Here is a 15,538-nt window from a genome sequence, read left to right as displayed (position 1 = left end):
TCCTGCATTTTCAAAAAATAAAAGAAGCAAGGAACGTCTTCTTAAATAAGAAAGTATTCCTTGCGATGCGATAAGTTAAATATGTTTAGATTTATACATTAAATAAATGAAATATGGTGCGCCGATAATTGCTACTATGATTCCTGCTGGAACGCCGGTTGGCTCAAGAATTACTTTACCAAGCGTATCTGCGAAGACTAATAAGAACGCTCCAACTAGTATAGCGATAGGTAAAAATAATTGATGACGGGGGCCGACAACGGATTTAGCAATATGTGGGCCCATTAAGCCAATAAAAGCGATGGAACCTGCAACAGCAACAGCGACTGAAGACAATATTACGGCAACGAAGAACAGGATAACGCGTTCTCTTTCTAATCGAACGCCTAAACCTTTTGCGATATGTTCGTGCGTATTTATCAAATTCAATACATTAGATTTATAAATTAAATATGGAATGAGAATAACTAACCATGGAATGGTAGCAATCACAAATGGCCAATCATCGCCCCAAATATTTCCTGCAAACCATGTAGCAATAAATTCTGATTGATCCTCATCAAATTTCGACATTAATGTAATGGAACCGCCATATAAAGCAGTGTTCATTCCCACACCTATTAATACCATACTAGCAGGGGTAATACCGTCTTTCTTATTGACACTGAACAAGAAAATGATAACTGCTGTAGCTATACCACCAATGACACTGATAATAGGTAAGATGTATATAAAATTATCTGGATGAATTTGTCCAATTGTTAAAAATAATGCAATGGCAAATCCACCACCAGAGTTAATCCCTAAAATTCCTGGTTCAGCAATTGGATTCTTAGTTACACTTTGAATGATGGCACCACTTAAGCTTAACGCCGCTCCTGCTAAAATTGTAATCAGCATACGTGGAAATCTAAATTGCATTAAGATAAGTTGATCATAGTATTCGCCTTGGCCAATTAATGTCTTAAAGAAACGTCCTACTGGAATTTTATACTCTCCAGAAGAAATGCTCCATGTGCATGCAGCAAACAATAAGATAGCAAAGGTAATGAGCGTAATGATTTGTTTACGTCTTAGTTTAGGATGTATCATATTGTGCGACCTCCTCTTTTAACTAAGTATAAGAAGTAAGGCACACCAATGAATGAAATGATAGCACCTACTGGAGCATCGCCCATCATTCGCGCTACAGTGTCGGCAACTAGCATTAATAAAGCGCCTGACAATGCTGTTAAAGGTAAGACTTTTGCATAATCAGTCCCCACTAAAAATCTCACGATATGAGGAACCATTAAACCCACAAAGGCAATTTGACCGACCATAGATACAGCTACACCGGCTAAAACCATTGTTAATAATAAGCTAATACCTCGCACTAAAGTAATGTTTTGTCCTAACCCTTTCGCTAGTGATTCGCCTAAATTTAAAATCGTCAATTGCTTACTCATCGCAATAATAATGACAATAGCGATGATAATGATTGGACCGCTCCATAATAATTGTGGCCAAGTTGTACCTGAAACACCACCTGCCGTCCAATACGTAAGGGATTGATTTAATTTAAATACAAGGGCTATACCTTGGCTGAGTGCAGTAAGTAAGGCGCTAACTGCTGCCCCAGCTAAAATAATTCTCATTGGATTAAAGCCATCTCTTCTTGAACGACCAATCGTTAATACGATGAAACCGCCTAACATTGCACCTATAAAACAAGCAAACATAATCATCAGAAATGGTGCTTGAGGGAAAAATGCAAATGTGAGCGCTAATGTGAATGAGGCACCCGAGTTTAATCCAATTAAACTCGGATCGGCTAAGCCGTTTTTTGTTACACCTTGAATGACTGCGCCCGCTACTGAAAGTGCCATGCCTACAAGCATAGCGCCTAAATCGCGAGGAATTCGTATTTCAATGATAATGTTATGTTGTTGATTCTTTGGATTGTAATGAAAAATCGCCTCTATAATAGTTGAAATATTGACTTTAGCTTCCCCTATTAAAATTGAAATCAATAAGGCTATGATTAATAAGGCAAAAACTAGAATCATATAGCCTATAAAACCAAATGTCCCTTTATTATCTTTCATTGTCATAGTTATTTCTCTTTTCTTTATTTTCGTTCACATTATGAATAAGTACGTTCAAATAAGTCATAAGTTACAAGTAGAGGTTTACCTGTTCTTGGGTCTTCACTTAAAACTACATCAATATTAAATACACGTTCTAAAATATCTTTCGTTAACACTTCTTCTGTCGAACCACTGGCTAAGATTTCGCCATTTTTCATCGCAATTAAGTGGTCTGAAAAACGAATAGCTTGGTTAATATCATGTAATACCATGACAATCGTACAACCTTGTTCTCTATTAAGTTGTTGTACTAATTCTAAGATTTCTAATTGGTGTGAAATATCTAAATAAGTTGTTGGTTCATCTAAGAAAATGATGTCTGTTTTTTGAGCTAATGCCATTGCAATCCATACACGTTGACGTTGTCCACCACTCAAGTCATTAATAGAACGATAACGGAATTCAGACGTGCCTGTGACGCTTAATGCCCAATCAATTTCTTTTTTATCTTCAGCAGATAAACGTCCGAAACCTTTTTGATGTGGAAAGCGTCCATAAGATACAAGCTCTCCTACTGTTAAACCATCTGCGACTTCAGGAGTTTGAGGTAATATAGCAATCTTTTTAGCAATTTCTTTCGTTGATTGCGTATGGATATTCTCCCCATCTAATTGAATTTCACCATTTTTAATAGGTAACAAACGTGATAACGCTTTTAATAAAGTTGATTTCCCACAACCGTTTGGTCCAATAATAGAAGTCACTTTACCATCTGGAATTTCAACGTCTAAATTATTAATAATCGTATGATCTCCGTACCCAATCTCAACTTCTTGTGCTTTTAAACGATTCATAATTTCCCTACTTTCTTGAAAATAAATCTATTACTACGCTGTTAAATAATATTTTCTTCGTATATGTTAATTCGTATATATCGAGCCTTAATTGATAATAATTATCATAGTCAATGGCAATATTATAACATTTTCACAGTGTAATGACCATTTCAAAAAAGAAAAGAGATTAAATCATGAATTATGATTTAATCTCTATAGTAATCGTGCTTATTCATCTGCTAGGAAGCCATTTCCATATACATCACGGACATCGTGTACTACAAGGAATGCATTTTCATCTAATTCTCTAATAATACGTTTTGCTCGTGAAACTTGTGTTTTAGCTACTACTACATATAAAATATCTTTTTCTTCTCTACTATAATAGCCGTGACCATCTATAATTGTAAGACCGCGCCCTACTTGTTCATCTATTGCTTTAGCCACTTCTTCCGGTTTATTAGAAATAATTGTCATAGCCTTTTTCGTATTAAGACCTTCAATAACATATTCCATTACTTTTGTGCCAATGTATAATGAGATGACTGTTACGAGTGCCTTATGCAATGGAAGTACTGTTAATGATATTAATACTACTAATAAATCAAAGAATAATAGTGCGTATGCTGTACTTACTTCTAAATATTTGTTAGCAATACGAGCGAGAATAGTTGTACCAGCAGTAGTACCACCAGCTAGGACGATAACACCAATACCTAAACCTACACTGATCCCACCAAACACTGCATTAATAATGACATTTCCCGTTTCTACATGCCAAGAATCTGTTAAATCTAAAAATACGGAAATAAGTACAGTAGCAATAATAGTCAAAATTGTACTTTTTTTATTCAAAAATTTATAGCCGATAATAATAAGTACCGCATTAGCTACAAAGTTAGTTATAGATGGAGAAATATGAAAAGCGTAATACAATACAATGGCAATCCCTGTTACGCCTCCCTCTCCTAAATTACCTGAAATAATGAATGAATTAACTCCAGCTGAGAATATGAAAGAGCCTAGTATCACAAGGAGTAAATCTTTAATGTTTTTATTCACACATACCAACCCCTTTTTTATTGTATTATCATTAAAAATGTTAGCACACTCTTTGATAAAGCTACAATATACTATTCTAAAAAATGATAAATAAATAAAAATTAAATAATTTAAACTATAATAATTTATTTTATATTATCGAATAGCCCTATAGATTTACTCAGGTTTGAATATAATCTAAATATGAGAATAATTTATGAACAAATAAAAATTTTCTGAATTTTTCGTTTACTTACAAAAAGGTTTCTGCTATAATGTGTATAACTTCTTAATAAGAGAAGTTATCTCCTTTGTGTTGTTTATAGTAACAAAACAAATTTTGCTCGAAGTACTGTGACAGTACCTAGTCCTTACCGTTACAAGTACATTAATATTCATTTCCCATAAAAACCAAGTATATAGAGTGTCTCCTCACTCTACATACTTGGTTTTTATCGTTTGTTTGATTTTTGTTCTTCATTTTTAAAGAAAAAGAGCAAATCTGAAATTATGTAAGATAAGCATCATTTCAAACTTGCTCTTTTGAAGAAATATTGAGTTCTAGCGGTTTACCACGCGAATAAACCTACAAAAGCTGCTGTTAATAATGATACAAGGATACCTGATAACAGCATCATTGGCACATATTTAGATACGAAATCCGAAGACTTCTTATCCACGATTCCTTTAAGCGTACCAACAATCATACCGATTGTTGAGAAGTTAGCAAATGATACTAAGAATGTTGAAATAACCGCTTGTCTATGTGGACTATAAGATTTAACTACTTTAGTAATCTCACCCATTACAACAAACTCATTTGTGACAATCTTCTTAGCCATTTGTTGAGCCACAATCCATGCTTCTCCCCAAGGTAATCCAAGTAATAACGCGAATGGATACATGAAGAGACCTAAGATTTGGTTTAATCCGAAGCTACCTTTCACGCCAATCCAACCGCCAACTAAACCAGTGATTAAATTGATAAAGCGATCTAATAAATCGGCTAAAGCTACGAAACTGATAACGAATGCGATAATAATTAACACTAATTTACCTGCGTTTAATACAGAATCTCCTAAGAATGAGAAGAATGGTTGACGTTCAGTTTCTCCGTTATTAATGGTATAAATGACATCTTCACGTTCTTCCACTGTTACTGGATTCAAGATAGAAGACACGATAATAGCATTAATAATGTTTAGCGGAATCGCTGTTAATACAAGTTCACCAGGAATCATTTGTACATAAGCACCAACAATCGCACCTGAAATAGAACTCATTGACATCATAGCTAACGTTAAAACACGTGTTTCTTTCATGCGTTTTAATTGTTCATTTGAGACCGCTAAAGCCTCAGTATTTCCTAAGAACATCATTTCAATTCCGAAGAATGACTCAAACTTAGGCTGACGTGTAATTTTAGCTAATACCCAGCCAATACCACCGATAATCTTCGGTAAAATATTGAAATACATTAATACATCAAATAGTGGAACAACAAGCAAGATTGGGAATAAGGCGCTAATAGCCATATCCATTTGTTTACCACTTGTAAAACTACTAAATGCAAAGCCAGTTCCAGTATGTGCTGATTGAATCACCCAAGCGATTGCTGCAGCTAAGCCTTCAACGATGGATCTACCAATTTGAAAATACACGAAGAACCAGGCAAGGAAAAGGTTTAAAATAACAAGAATTAAAATTGATTTCCATTGGATATTTTTGCGATCTCTTGAAAATAAAACTGCAATTCCCAAAAATACAAGTAACCCAATGATATTAATGATTAAAAACATGAAGCACCTACCTAGACTTTAATTTTTCAACTCAATATGTAAAAATTACTCAGTATAACAGAACCGTACTTTTCCCCAATTTAAAGCATTAAAGTTCCGTAAATAATATATTTAACATTATACCATGAGAGAATATTCGATAAAATATCATTTTAAAGAATTCCATTTGTATAATTATGGAACTTTCCCCTTTTTTAGTGGACGTTAAAAAGCGCTAAAAATGCATTTTATTTTAAATCACATTTTTAGCGCCTCGTGTCATAAATCTCTATTTTTCATTTTTCTCTATATCATTATAAATATAATCTGCAATAAATTGAGATGATTTACCTTTTTCTAATGAACAGAAATCGTTATAGAATTTTTCAATTTTGTCTTTATATTTTACTTTGTGTTGATCTAATTGTTTTAATTCTTTAGCTAGTTTGAATTCATCCGTAATAATTTCACCCGGAAGATCATTCATATAATCCATATAGAAACCACGTAATCCTTTGTCATACTTTTCAATATCATAAGCAAAGAAGAATTGTGGGCGTTTTAAGATACCGAAATCAAACATTACTGAAGAATAATCGGTAATCAATGCATCAGAGATAAGATATAATTCAGAAATATCATTATAGTTTGAAACATCGATAGCAAAATCTTCAAAACCATGTAAATCTAAAGCATTAGCAATTAGATAATGCATTCTTAACAAGATAACGTATTCGTCACCAATTTCTTTTTGAAGATTTGCAAGGTTAATCTTCAAATCAAATAAGTATTGACCTTTTTTCACAAATTCATCATCACGCCAAGTTGGTGCGTACATAATTACTTTTTTATCTTTAGGTAAGTTTAAATTACGTTTGATTTGTTCTTGGTATTCAGTATCATTTTGGCGTGTTACTAAGATGTCATTACGAGGGTACCCGATTTCCCAAATTCTATCTTCGTCCATCCAAAAAGCAGTTTTAAATATATCTGATGAATAGCGGTTCGGTGAGACAAGATGATCCCATCTAGATGCCTCCGCATAGAAATTTTCCTTATATGAGGCAGTTGTTGTACCTGGCATTCTCACGACTTTCATATCGTTAGCAAGACGTTTAAGTGGCGTACCATGCCAAGTTTGAATATACATTTGATTTTCTTTTTTATTTAAATATAGTGGTAATCTTGCATTTGATACCCAATATTTTGCTTTAGCATATGCTTCGTAATATTCTTTTGAACCTTTTTTAACTTTAGTAGCATTTCCCGGGACATTATTATTATCTGGTCGATTAAATACCCAAATATAATTTAAGTGTGGGTAATGGTCTTGCATATATTCATAAATATATTTAGGACTATCGCTATAATTTTTACCACCAAATGATTCAAAGACAATTGTATGTGGATTAACAGCTTCTTCACTGTCAGTTAATTGGTATCTTGAACGTTCTTTCATTTTACTATTCGTCACAATGTTCTTAAGTAAACGTGAACGTTTGCGAAGATCATTTACATATTTTGCGTTTTCCACGTCATCCATTGATAAGAATAAAACTTCTAGATTATATAATAATTTCCCATCTTTGATGATGTTCCATTTTAAAGCTTTTACTACTTTGACTAAAGAACTTTCTAACGTAAGGTATCTTGCTTTAATATCTCTTAATGAAGGATCAAAACCTTTTTTAATTTCATTTTTCATTCTTTGAATTAAGAAGTTTTTCACCTTTTTATCCTTCGTTCTTTGCATAGCGTCAAAGAAACTATCTACATAATCATCAAATTTATGAACAAAATCTTGTCCGCTTAATGTATTACCATCAAATGGATCATATACTTCTCCACGGAAATAAAACGGGAAGTTTAATATTCTTACAAAGCTTTCCGCATAGTTTAAGTATTCTAAAGCGAAAGAAGTATCCGTAAAGATATTTAAATCCTCATTAAATTGAATGTTATGTGCTTTAATAATAGCATTTCTAAATAAAATGTTACATACAGATTCTTTTCTCAAAATTGAGTTAGGATTCTTTTTATGTGATAAATATTGAAGTCGTACTTTATCTTGGTCTACGTATTGTGGGCGTTGCATTGCAAATTTATGAATTGGCGCAATTAAAGTATCCAAACCATTAAGATGACGGAAATAATAATCAATTGCATACGAAGCTAACTGATCATCTGCATCAAGAAACATCACATATTGTCCATCCGCTTCTTTAAGTGCTACATTTCGCGCGTGTGCATGGCCTGTATTCTCAGGTAGTTGGATGAAATAAACCGCTTTATCGTAAGATTGTAAGGCTTGTTGCAAAATTTCTGTTGATTGATCTGTTGAACCATCGTCCACAATCACAAGGTTGAAATCTTGATTTCTTTGACTTTTTAAACTATCAATACATTCAGCAATGTAATCTTCATCATTATAATATGTAATAATAATCGTTAATTTATTCAAAACATTTCTCTCCAATTAATCTATTTATGATAGGTAGATTTTAGATTTTAATAATTATTTCTTAATTTTTCCAAGCGTGTGTTACGCCAAATTTTTTAATTCATTTTACATCTTTAAAGCGTATATTTCTAGCTATTTCCATTCCATAGCTTAATAAGCGCTATGACCCCGTCGTTACTAACAAGTATACCATTTTCTCTATCGTTTATTCATTAGCTAAAGGGCTCTCACAGTTCAATCCTAATGATTCTCTATTTCTTTTAAAAGTTTTATTCCTTACAATATCCACTTAATTGTAAAATAAAACAGGTCGACGAATGATTACATCCTTCAACCTGCTTGATTATCTTATTCTGTTAAATTCTGAGTAGTGACAAATTGATGATATTTTTCATGATGATTCATCAATTCTGCATGTGTACCTTGTCCTGTCACTTGTCCTTGATCAAGGAAGATAATTTGTCCTGCTTTTTTAATAGTAGAAAGTCGGTGCGCAATTACAATAGTTGTACGCCCTTCCATTAAGACTTCTAACGCTTCTTGTATTTTTTGTTCACTTTCACTATCTAGGTTTGCTGTTGCCTCATCAAGTAGTAGAATATCTGGATTTTTAACAAAACTACGAGCAATATCAATACGTTGTCTTTGACCACCTGATAGTTTCAGACCACGTTCACCGACTAATGTGTCATATCCATCATCAAATTGCATAATAAAATCATGACAATTTGCTAATTTAGCATATTTAATCAATTCTTCGTCAGACACTTCACGGTTAATACCGTATAATATATTATCGCGAATCGTACCACTCATCATTGAATTGGATTGCATTACATATCCAATTTGATTACGCCAATTTGCCATAGGAATATCGTAAATACTTTGATTACCATATTTGATATCCCCTGATTCAATTTCATACATACGTTCAATTAGGTTGAAAATCGTACTCTTACCTGAACCTGAAGGGCCAACAAAAGCACTTACTTCTCCTTGAGGAATATGGAAAGAGACATTTTTCAATATATCTTTAATATCATATTTGAAATTTACATCTGCAAATTCTATTTCTCCAGCAGTGATATTTACATGACTAACTGGTTCTAAATCAATCATTGGTTCTACTGGTTCTTGCATAATTTCATAAATACGGTTACTTGCACCTACAGCTTTTTTATAATCTGTAACAAGCGTTGTAAGGTTCATTAACGGCATAGATAATTGCATCACATAAAAAATCATAGCAATTAAGGCCCCTGCAGTGATAGCGCCTGTAGCAATTCGAATAGCGCCAAAACCTAGTATAACCGCAATCATTAATAACATAATGAGACTTGAAATAGGCTGAATAACAGCAGTAATCTTAGCTTGTCTTAATCCAAGATTGTAGATTTCACGTAAGTTACTATGTGCATTGTCTAACTCTTGACGTTCTGTATTAGAGACTTTAACTAAACGCATTTCTGTTAACACGCGACCTAGTAATCCACTGAAATTAGCAATTTCTGATTGGGTGTTTATAGAGATTTTTTGCATTTTGCGGCCTAATGGAATCATTACTGCCATGAATAATGGAATTGCAATAAACGTTAATAATGTCATCTGCCAGTCCATAATAAATAACATAATGATAGAGCCTACCAATGTAATGATTGCAGGCAATAATTGTGGTAATTTTTGTGAAATAAATTCATTAATCACTTTTGTGTCGTCCGTTAAACGACTCATTAATTGACCACTTTCATTTTTATCAAAAAATGGCATTTTCAATTTAATAATATGTTCCCATAATATTGAGCGAATATCGTAAATCATTTTTTCGCCAATTTTACTTAATAAATAAATACCGATACCACTAAGTAAGGCGTTAGCGATAAAAATACCTGCGAATAGAATGACGATATTCCAATTAATACTGCTTGTTGAAAATTTATCAACTAAACGACCAGTAAATAATGGGATAAGCAAACCACTAATACTTCCTAACGAAGAAATGATGATGGCTGCAATGATTAACCCATATGGCCACGACAAACGTTTAAATAAGAAAAATAATGGATTTTGTCCTTTCATAAATTAGCCCTCTTTTATATTCATTTTTTAATTTAATACTTAAAACTTATAAATATTTTTCAAAACTTTGAAGTGTAAAAATTATATTTTCCGCAAGTTTTTATTATGATAGAATACTTTCATTGACAATTTTTGTATAAAGGAAGATAAATAAAATGAAACGAATAATCCCCCTAATTTTACTCATCTTCTCTACGGCTCTCATTATAGCACCTATAACTAAAGCCGCGGATAAAGAATCTACACCTACAGAAATTACCCGTCAATATGGTTATCCCGATGTTTCAGATGCCTATCAACCGAAAGGCGCTATCAACGTCAGCCAATCAGGACAAATATTATATCAATATAATGCCGATAAAAAATGGTATCCTGCTTCAATGTCTAAGTTAATGACGATGTATCTCACATTAGAAGCTGTGAAGCATGACGACCTTTCTTTAAATGACAAAGTACATATTACGCAAAGGCATTATCAAATGTCAACTTTACCGGAATTAAGTAATACTAAATTATATCCTGGTGAAACCTATACAATTGCAGAACTTCTTCAAATTGCTGTGTCCAATTCTAGTAATGCAGCTGCTTTGATTCTTGGTGAAGAAGTGTCTGGTAGTGTTAATAACTTTACTGACCTAATGAATAAGAAAGCCAAAGAAATTGGTATGGATGACACGCACTTTGTAAATCCTACTGGTGCTATGAATAAACGTTTACGTGACTTTGCACCTTCAAAATATAAAAACCAACAAAATAACGTTTCCTCTGCAAAAGATATGGCTATCTTAGATCAACACGTGATTAAGGATACACCTAAGATTTTAGACTTCACCAAACAACTTGATCCTACAGTACACGATGTAACTTATTATACTTTCAACCACTCTTTAGATGGAGCGAAGATGAGTTTACCTGGCACAGATGGATTAAAAACAGGTTCAAGTGATGTTGCAGATTATAACCATACTATCACGACAAAACGAGATAAATTACGTATTAATCAAGTGATTATGGGTGCTGGTGATTTCAAACATTTAGGTGGCGAAATGCAACGTAACATGATTGGTAATGCATTAATGAATCGTTCATTTGATCAATATGAATATAAGAAAGTATTATCAAAAGGCACACATAAAATTAATGGCAAAAAATATTACGTATCTAAAGATTTATACGATATAATTCCAAATAACATGAAAAAAGAGGATTACAAATATGTTATTGAAGATGGTCGTGTTCATATAGACTATCCTCGTCAATTTTTAACTAACAGTGATGGACCACCTAGTGTAAAAGTAACGCGTTCAGCTATTCATCACGCAGACTCAATCGCTCAAAGCACATGGAAAGCACATCCTATCTTAACTTTTACAGGATTAGGTTTGCTTGCCATAGCCTTTATGTTAGTAATTTATTCAATTGTACATCATATTTTCAAACAAAAATAATTAATAAAAACGACGAAATCCACATTCCCTTAAAATTAGAGAGAATGTGGATTTCGTCTTTATTCGTTATATTATTTTGCGTCTTTACCGTATAGTTCTTGTTTAATTTTAGTTGTTGAAATACCTTCAGTACGTTTTAAGTACACAACTTCACATTTGTCTTTTAGGAAGTCAAATTCGCCTTCCCAATCGTGACCCATAACAAAAACGTCAACGTCGTAACGGTCAACATCAATCTCTTTTTGACCCCAGTCACTTTCTGGAATAACTAAATCTACATAACGAATAGATTCTAACATCATTTTACGTTGTTCAAAGTCATAGTAAGATTTTTTGTTCTTAATTTGATTGAACTCATCTGTTGATAACGCAACGATTAAGTAATCGCCCATTTCGCGAGCTCTTCTTAATAACTCTATATGGCCATAATGTAATAAATCATAAGTACCATAAGTAATGACTCTTCTCATTTTTTGCTATCTCCTTTACTAAATCTTTAATGAATTTTCATAATCTTAATTTAGCATAAATAATTTTTACATACCATCTTTTATAAAAGCAGACATGCTAAGCAATTGCATAACCATTTAAATCTTCCCTCTAAGAAATCTATCGTTTAAGCATACGTTTTAACGACTGTTTACTGTTAAATGCTACTTTCTTAGGTAAGACTTGCGCTTTAAATCTTAAGAACCCCGGACGCCCTATTCCTACGTTAACTAGCGTTTGTCTCCAAACCTCATACGTTTCATGCGTCCATTTTGTTGCGCCTTGTTCGACCGCTTGAACGATTCTAAATAACGCATCTCCTGAATATTCTGTATGCTGCATTTCTTTGATATAACGTGTTACTTGTTCAATAAATGCTGTTGTCACTTCACTATTTTTCAAAAGATAAGCTTGAATTAAATAACTTACAATCAAGTCATCCATACGATAACTGTAATATACTTTTTCATTAGTTAATAACAACATTTCCATTACACGATGGCGCACTTTACGTGCATCGTCTATATAAGATAAAAAGGTATCCGCACGCTTATCGGTTACTGACCCTTCTCGCTCATTATATCCGTATACGAGAAGCGGTATTAACTGAATATCTCGCGCAGTCAAATAAGCACGCGTAATAAATGTATGTTCTTCACAAAATACCACATCTTCATCAAATTTTAATGCGTTAAATTTAGAGTTAAATAATTTCCCGCCTGGACCAATAGATTGTAATATTTCAGGTGCTTCTGCAAGTGTAACCACGCCCTCACGATTAATCTCTTTATGCGTAGGCACAACTTTCCAATCTCCGTTTACACCACGACCGATTTGCCCAATGACAATATCGACCTCTTTATTTTTCTCATAGTAAGCAATCATTTTGTCTAGTCTTCCTGGCAAGAATTGATCATCCGCATCTAAGAACATAAACGCTTCAACATCATCCGACATTGAGGCTAAACCGAAATTTCTGCTCTTAGCTGCCCCAGCATTTTCTTGATTGTAGACCATCATATTTTTAACTTCTCTTTGTAACTCCATTAACACTCGTTTCGTTTGATCCGTAGAGCCATCGTTGACACAAATAATTTCAACTTCATGCTTTGTATCAATTGATTTTACAGCTTTTCGAATTGTATGTTCTGCATTAAATACCGGAATAATCACAGCTATTTTCATTCTTTCACCAACTTTTCAATAAATTCTATAATTTGTTGTAAACTTTTAGAAGTATTATAGCGATGCCAATCTTTAAATAACGGCTGTAATATATCTTCATTATTTTTTATTTTGAAAATTAATTCCTCCTCACTAACAACTTTATAGTGTTGAGGAATTTGTCTATAATATTGATTTAAACCGCGTACTTTCTCATATTTATCTTCATCGTACACATAGAATAAGACAGGTTTATTTAACAAGCTAGCTTCAATAGGTAGAGAACTATAATCACTAATAATTACATCTGCCATTACCATTAATTCAGAAGTAGATATTTCTGAATGATGCCCAGAAATTGAGGGATGCAACTGATTAATTAATGTATAATTTGGCAACTGACTTTCAAATTTAGCTTTATCTAATTGACGATTATCATTCGCATCTTCACGATAAGTAGGAACATATATCGCCAATTTATTAGTAATATTATAATGTTCTTTTAAACGTGCTTGTTCAGTCTTAAGGTTGAAATTTAAATAATTCATTAATCGTGGTAATCCAAAACGTAACATTTGATTATTTGTAGCTTCGAAAGCTTCTTTAAAACATGTCACCATTTCTTCTCCACCGACAAGATAATAGTCCGTAGCTCGATAAACACGTTGATATTGTTTAACCATTTTTTCATTATTTAAATCTACTTGATGATCCGTTAATCCGAAATTCTTTAAAGCTCCTGAAGCATGCCAAGTTTGAATAATAGATTGACCCTTTTTCTTAGCATAGCCGCCTAACATTAAATAGTAAGTATCAATAACGATAACTTTGGCACTACTTAACGCTTTAATATGCTTGATAATATGTTTATTTCCAGCAGGTATAAAAGAAACATGTTTAAATTCTTTTAATCGCTCTTGCTCTTTTTCATTCGCTATCACTGTAAGTTGATATCCTCTATTGTTCAGTTGCTGAATAATTGGTAACACATCTTGTGAGAATGTCATCATCACTACAATATAGTTGTTTTTTACTTTTTTGCTCTTAAAAATTAAGTTCAATATCGCAATCATTATCATATAAATGTTTTTTATAATTAATCGCATACGTCTATCTCCCACCTTTTCAAAAAATAAAATAATAAAACGTTCTATATATATAAAACAGGCTGGGACAAATATAAAATGTCTCAGCCTTAGTTTACATTTATAAGAAATCTGCAAAGTGATCTCGATATCTGCGATGTAGGATTGAACCTAAAACGAAGAAAATCAAGATAACTACTACGTTATAAAGGAATAATCTCCAATGTTCAATAAAGTACCATTCATGGAATAAAATCGCTGCACGATAAGATTGTGCTAAGAAATATACAGGATTAAATTTCATAATATCATTAATCACACTGCTAATGCCTGTATCTTTAGGAATCCATAAGATTGGTGACATGTAAAACAAAATTCTCAACAGTGCTTGCATAATCATTTGAGTATCACGCACGATGATGCCCAATGTTGAAGTGAATAATGCAACTGACGCAGTAAAGAAAAATGTGAGTGGTACATAGATGAGTAATTGCACAATGTGTATAGATGGGAAAATACCGTTACCCATACAAATAGCGATAATGATAGCCAATAAGCCAATATGACCATAAAACTTACTTGTCACAATGTAAGTAGGAATAATGGATAATGGGAAATTCATCTTCGCCACTTGATTAAATTTCATAGATACAGATTTCGTACCTTCAAGAATACCTTGATTGACGAAGAACCACATACTGATACCTACTAATAACCATAGAATAAATGGCACGCCATGAATCGGCGCATTACTTCTAATTCCCATACCAAATACAAACCAATAAACCATAATTTGTAAGGCCGGGTTAAGTAATTCCCACGCTACGCCTAAGTAGTTATTAGTATTTGTAATTTTGATTTGGAATTGCGCGAGTCGTTGTACTAAATAGAAATTTTTTATATGTTCTTTAAAAACAGAGCCTACTGCCGACATTGAAATAAACCACACTTTCATTTAAATATCCACGATGGCATTTAAATTCTTTAACTTATCATTTGAATACTTACATTCATTATATATAACATTTCTCGAAAAGTTTAATATAATTAAAGTATAGAGGTATATTATTTTATATACTGTCTGTCTCTTA

At 32.8% G+C, this 15,538-nt stretch carries 12 protein-coding genes; 1 reads left to right on the top strand and 11 read right to left on the bottom strand.

Features of this window, described 5'->3' with window-relative positions; genetic code table 11:
• Positions 1–75 precede the first annotated feature (75 nt).
• The 7 genes from CD128_RS02765 to CD128_RS02735 all read right to left on the bottom strand — a co-directional run bounded on the left by CD128_RS02765 (position 76) and on the right by CD128_RS02735 (position 10,261).
• Complete coding sequence (locus CD128_RS02765) at positions 76–1,092, bottom strand: FecCD family ABC transporter permease (protein ID WP_103328556.1); 1,017 nt, start codon at positions 1,090–1,092, stop codon at positions 76–78.
• Positions 1,089–2,093: a FecCD family ABC transporter permease gene (locus CD128_RS02760; RefSeq protein ID WP_103328555.1), complete on the bottom strand. Its 1,005-nt coding sequence runs from the start codon at positions 2,091–2,093 to the stop codon at positions 1,089–1,091. The genes CD128_RS02765 and CD128_RS02760 overlap by 4 nt, the downstream gene beginning before the upstream one ends.
• 32 nt (positions 2,094–2,125) lie before the next feature.
• Positions 2,126–2,923, bottom strand: a complete 798-nt coding sequence (locus CD128_RS02755; RefSeq protein ID WP_103328554.1) for an ABC transporter ATP-binding protein — start codon at positions 2,921–2,923, stop codon at positions 2,126–2,128.
• Between the two features lie 210 nt (positions 2,924–3,133).
• A complete protein-coding gene (locus CD128_RS02750) occupies positions 3,134–3,967 on the bottom strand; it encodes a YitT family protein (RefSeq protein WP_103328553.1) in 834 nt (277 codons plus the stop codon).
• A 548-nt stretch (positions 3,968–4,515) separates the two neighbouring features.
• Positions 4,516–5,745: a NupC/NupG family nucleoside CNT transporter gene (locus CD128_RS02745; protein WP_103328552.1), complete on the bottom strand. Its 1,230-nt coding sequence runs from the start codon at positions 5,743–5,745 to the stop codon at positions 4,516–4,518.
• Positions 5,746–6,013: 268 nt separating this feature from the next.
• A complete protein-coding gene (locus tag CD128_RS02740; protein ID WP_103328551.1) occupies positions 6,014–8,185 on the bottom strand; it encodes a bifunctional glycosyltransferase/CDP-glycerol:glycerophosphate glycerophosphotransferase in 2,172 nt (723 codons plus the stop codon).
• Between the two features lie 348 nt (positions 8,186–8,533).
• Positions 8,534–10,261 (bottom strand): ABC transporter ATP-binding protein, encoded by a 1,728-nt coding sequence (locus CD128_RS02735; RefSeq protein WP_103328550.1) that lies wholly within the window; start codon positions 10,259–10,261, stop codon positions 8,534–8,536.
• 155 nt (positions 10,262–10,416) lie between these two features.
• Between CD128_RS02735 and pbp4 the strand changes: the two genes are divergently transcribed.
• Positions 10,417–11,709 (top strand): penicillin-binding protein PBP4, encoded by a 1,293-nt coding sequence (gene pbp4, locus CD128_RS02730; RefSeq protein WP_103328549.1) that lies wholly within the window; start codon positions 10,417–10,419, stop codon positions 11,707–11,709.
• A 71-nt stretch (positions 11,710–11,780) separates the two neighbouring features.
• On the opposite strand, the gene tagD is transcribed toward pbp4, so the two are convergent.
• From tagD to CD128_RS02710, 4 genes are all read right to left on the bottom strand, one after another.
• Entirely contained in the window at positions 11,781–12,179 is a 399-nt protein-coding gene (gene tagD, locus CD128_RS02725) for a glycerol-3-phosphate cytidylyltransferase (protein WP_103298519.1), read from the bottom strand.
• Positions 12,180–12,318: 139 nt separating this feature from the next.
• A complete protein-coding gene (locus CD128_RS02720) occupies positions 12,319–13,383 on the bottom strand; it encodes a glycosyltransferase family 2 protein (RefSeq protein WP_103328548.1) in 1,065 nt (354 codons plus the stop codon).
• Positions 13,380–14,468 (bottom strand): teichoic acid glycerol-phosphate primase TarB, encoded by a 1,089-nt coding sequence (gene tarB / locus CD128_RS02715; RefSeq protein ID WP_103328547.1) that lies wholly within the window; start codon positions 14,466–14,468, stop codon positions 13,380–13,382. Before tarB ends, CD128_RS02720 begins: the two co-directional genes overlap by 4 nt.
• A gap of 100 nt (positions 14,469–14,568) precedes the next feature.
• Positions 14,569–15,381 carry an ABC transporter permease gene (locus tag CD128_RS02710; protein ID WP_103328589.1) on the bottom strand — a complete coding sequence of 271 codons (813 nt, stop codon included), beginning with the start codon at positions 15,379–15,381 and terminating at the stop codon, positions 14,569–14,571.
• Between the last annotated feature and the right edge of the window lie 157 nt (positions 15,382–15,538).

Origin of the sequence: Staphylococcus croceilyticus, assembly GCF_002902575.1 — a bacterium.
GTDB lineage: Bacteria > Bacillota > Bacilli > Staphylococcales > Staphylococcaceae > Staphylococcus > Staphylococcus croceilyticus.
This window is presented reverse-complemented; position numbering and strand designations above follow the sequence as displayed.

What these genes read in the sequence shown, in the direction of transcription:
- CD128_RS02735 (WP_103328550.1), bottom strand. Translation starts at nt 10,261, where the DNA reads ATGAAAGGACAAAATCCATTATTTTTCTTATTTAAACGTTTGTCGTGG.
- CD128_RS02765 (WP_103328556.1), bottom strand. Translation starts at nt 1,092, where the DNA reads ATGATACATCCTAAACTAAGACGTAAACAAATCATTACGCTCATTACC.
- tarB (WP_103328547.1), bottom strand. Translation starts at nt 14,468, where the DNA reads ATGCGATTAATTATAAAAAACATTTATATGATAATGATTGCGATATTG.
- CD128_RS02745 (WP_103328552.1), bottom strand. Translation starts at nt 5,745, where the DNA reads ATGTTTTTAATCATTAATATCATTGGGTTACTTGTATTTTTGGGAATT.
- CD128_RS02710 (WP_103328589.1), bottom strand. Translation starts at nt 15,381, where the DNA reads ATGTCGGCAGTAGGCTCTGTTTTTAAAGAACATATAAAAAATTTCTAT.
- CD128_RS02720 (WP_103328548.1), bottom strand. Translation starts at nt 13,383, where the DNA reads ATGAAAATAGCTGTGATTATTCCGGTATTTAATGCAGAACATACAATT.
- CD128_RS02760 (WP_103328555.1), bottom strand. Translation starts at nt 2,093, where the DNA reads ATGACAATGAAAGATAATAAAGGGACATTTGGTTTTATAGGCTATATG.
- CD128_RS02755 (WP_103328554.1), bottom strand. Translation starts at nt 2,923, where the DNA reads ATGAATCGTTTAAAAGCACAAGAAGTTGAGATTGGGTACGGAGATCAT.
- pbp4 (WP_103328549.1), top strand. Translation starts at nt 10,417, where the DNA reads ATGAAACGAATAATCCCCCTAATTTTACTCATCTTCTCTACGGCTCTC.
- tagD (WP_103298519.1), bottom strand. Translation starts at nt 12,179, where the DNA reads ATGAGAAGAGTCATTACTTATGGTACTTATGATTTATTACATTATGGC.